Below are 3,404 nucleotides of genomic sequence, written 5' to 3' on the forward strand. Positions count from 1 at the left end.
TTGGAAGTCTCCTATTGTCTCATCCGCAAAGGCGGTATTCTTGACAGACTATTAGTAGATTCTGACCATGAAAAATTCAGAAAGTAGGGGCGCAGGGTCTGCGCCCAGAAACGATTCATCAATAACAGCATGAAATTTTGGCATATTTTTTTTAATTGGAAGTCTCTAACTTACTTTAAGCGATCGCCTTCGCAAAGGCAAAATCCTCGCACCTTTAATAATCTTCATCTATTGTCTCATCTCAAAAGCGGTATTCTTGAAGGTTAGCATAGATGGTATTATACATTTCAGAGAGTTTTAACAGAAATATTACTGAGTACACATATAATAGAAGCAAATAAAATATACTGAAACAGTTATTTATGCGTTTAGATAATTACACACTTGGAAACTATACACCCGGAGCGCCATACAGTCAACAAATTTTATGGTACTTCATTGGCTCACCCTTAGTGGAGAGTTATTGGCTGCCTATATCATCTATAAAAGTTTCGATACTGAGGCTGTTTGGTGCTACTATAGGTAAAGGTGTACGTATTAAAACAGGAGTAAAAATTAAATTTCCCTGGCGCTTGAGCGTTGGTAATTACGTTTGGATTGGAGAACATACCTGGATTGATAATCTAGCTAATGTTACCATCGAAAATCATGTGTGTTTGTCTCAGGGAGTTTATCTCTGTACTGGTAATCATAACTGGAATCACCCCAACTTTGAACTAATTCCTGGAGCTATTCATATTCAAGAGGGTAGTTGGATAGCGGCAAAATCAGTCATCGGACCTGGTGTTACTATTGGACGGGGAGCAGTTTTAGGATTGGGTAGTGTCACAGGAAAATCCTTAGAAGCGAATATCGTCTACTCAGGAAATCCGGCTAAACCAATCAAAAAAAGGACAGAATGGGAAAATTTGGCATCAGACACCACCAAAAATTAGCGGAGTGCGGGTTTTAAGTAATTGGACAAAAATATTTACAGTCATTGCGAGCGAAGGGAAGCAATCACAACCCTTGGAATTGCTTCATTTCACTTCGTTCCATTGCCAATGACATTGTGTAATTAATTCTGTCTCACTACTTAAGTCATACTGGTTAGGGTATTGCATATCGCTATAATCAATAAATTTTAGTAGTTAGTGGTTATCAGCGTTTAAAATTGCTAGACTATGACTCATCTATGTAAAAAAAAACAGTTGCACATCGTCAGTTATTCACCGCAAAAGAACCTATGCTTGACCAAATTACAAACGATAAAAACGCTCAGAATAATACCACTCCTGTTTCTACATTATTTCCCAATCCCACATTTTCCCAATTTTCAGAAGAGGCTAGTGATTTTAACCTCAAGTCCTTTCTTGGTCTTTTACAGCGCCGAGCAATTATCATCATGGGGGTTGCTTCCGTTGCTATGGGTGGTGTTATTTATACAACTTTTCAACAAGTACCAATTTATGAAGGCAACTTCAAAATATTAGTTGAACCTGTTAATAGTGACTCTGAACTAGGGAAAATTGACGTGGGACTCGCTAATACACTTAGATCATCTGGACTAGATTATGAGAGCCAAATTCAAGTTCTCCAAAGTCCAGAACTGCTGAGAGATTTTATTAAAGAAATACAAAAATCTCATCCTGATATTGATTATAATACCATTTCCCAAGGGTTAACTATTCGTCGCTTGGGGCAATCAAAAATAATCCAAGTTAACTATAAAAGTGATAATAACCAAAAAATTAAACTCATATTAGACCCTCTGGCTGATTTTTATTTAAAATATAGCCTCAACAAGCGACAAACAAAGCTCCGTCAGGGAGTTCAATTTGTGGATGCAAAACTACCTGAAATCCGAATTAGGCTAGGACGTTTGCAAAAAGAAATGCAAATGTTCCGCCAAAGATACAATTTTATTGATCCAGAAAACCAATCTCAAGTAGTTTCTTCGCAAATTCAATCTTTGACACAACAAAGACTAACTATAAATCAACAGTTAACCGCTGCCAGAGCTACTTATGACAGGTTACAGAGACGTGAAGAACAGTTAGCAATTCTCAATACTGCCCCTCTTTATCAAACCCTAATTAGTCAACAACGCCAATTAGATATCCAGCTATCTGGAGAATTAACTCGGTTTCAACCAGATAACCCAGTTATCCGCACCTTAGAAGAAAAAAGATCCAACCTTTTACCTATTATTGAGGCAGAAGCAGCACGCACTATTAATATCAGAATATCTGAAGCTACGGATCTAATTAAGAAAATAGAAGTAGACAATCAATATATAGTACAAGCAGAAAAACAACTGCAATTGAAATTAGACCAGTTGCCAGTTTTGTCTCGGCAATATGCTGAAATCCTACGGAATTTACAAATAGCCAATGAAAGTTTAAATCGCTTTTTAGCTGCTCGTGAGCAATTGCAAATACAAGTAGCCCAAACAGAACTACCTTGGGAATTAATCCAAGCAACTAATAAGTCTCTATATCCAGTTTCTCCAGATATTCCCCGCAGTTTGATGTTGGGATTTGTGGCTAGTTGTTTATTAGGACTAGGTGCTGCTACTCTGAGAGAACAGACTGATAATACCTATCACACTGTTGAAAATGTCCAGGATAAGATAGGACTGCCTTTATTAGGATCTCTTCCCTTTAATAAAAACTTACTTCAGAATACATCTTTAAACTTGATAAACAAAAATCAACAACCAGAAGTAGTTGTAGACCCTCTTCTCGTAAATGATGAACCAGCTAAAACTTCTGCTCGTAGACCTTCCCGATCAAGCTATTATTATGGACAGGGATCATTTTGGGAATCTTTACAAGTTTTATATAGTAATATTCAACTGCTTAATTCTGATAAACCAATTAAGTCTTTAGTTGTTTCCTCTGCTACCCCTGGAGATGGTAAAAGTACGGTGGCATTTAGTCTGGCAAAAACAGCCGCGATTATGGGGAAAAAAGTATTAATTGTAGATTGTGACCTCCGCAAACCCAAGGTTCACAAACTCTCAAAATTAAATAATCTCTGGGGACTAAGTAGTCTAATTTCTTCAGATATAGATGTCAAGCAAGTAATTCAAGAAATGCCCGAACTTAAGAGTTTATCTGTGATTACGGCAGGTCCTGTACCACCTGATCCGGCGCGGTTACTCTCATCAGATAAAATGATCCAACTGATGGACTATTTCTCTGAGAATTTTGATTTAGTGATTTATGATACTCCTCCTTTGTCAGGATTAGTAGATGCTAGACTAGTAGCAATTAATACTGATGGTGTCATGTTAGTTATCAGAATTGATAAAACAGATAAATCAGTCGTCAAGCAAGTTGTTGATACCCTAAAAGGATCTCCCATCAATTTACTAGGAACGGTAGTCAACGGCGATAAATTCCGAGGACTGGGATATAATT

At 37.3% G+C, this 3,404-nt stretch carries 3 protein-coding genes; all 3 read left to right on the forward strand.

From position 1 onward, the window contains the following. The first annotated feature begins 129 nt into the window (after positions 1-129). Complete coding sequence (locus tag FJR37_RS27925; protein ID WP_371416171.1) at positions 130-267, forward strand: hypothetical protein; 138 nt, start codon at positions 130-132, stop codon at positions 265-267. Between the two features lie 95 nt (positions 268-362). Continuing rightward, positions 363-935 (forward strand): WcaF family extracellular polysaccharide biosynthesis acetyltransferase, encoded by a 573-nt coding sequence (locus FJR37_RS25695; protein ID WP_039200695.1) that lies wholly within the window; start codon positions 363-365, stop codon positions 933-935. A 290-nt stretch (positions 936-1,225) separates the two neighbouring features. After that, positions 1,226-3,404, forward strand: a 2,179-nt coding sequence (locus tag FJR37_RS25700; RefSeq protein WP_168467484.1) for a polysaccharide biosynthesis tyrosine autokinase, incomplete at its 3' end; no start/stop codon positions are given.

The sequence above is a fragment of the Aphanizomenon sp. UHCC 0183 genome (genome assembly GCF_009712065.1).
Lineage (GTDB): Bacteria > Cyanobacteriota > Cyanobacteriia > Cyanobacteriales > Nostocaceae > Dolichospermum > Dolichospermum heterosporum.

Excerpts from the sequence above, each read along its gene's own strand:
- FJR37_RS27925 (WP_371416171.1), top strand. The coding sequence starts at position 130 with ATGAAATTTTGGCATATTTTTTTTAATTGGAAGTCTCTAACTTACTTT.
- FJR37_RS25695 (WP_039200695.1), top strand. The coding sequence starts at position 363 with ATGCGTTTAGATAATTACACACTTGGAAACTATACACCCGGAGCGCCA.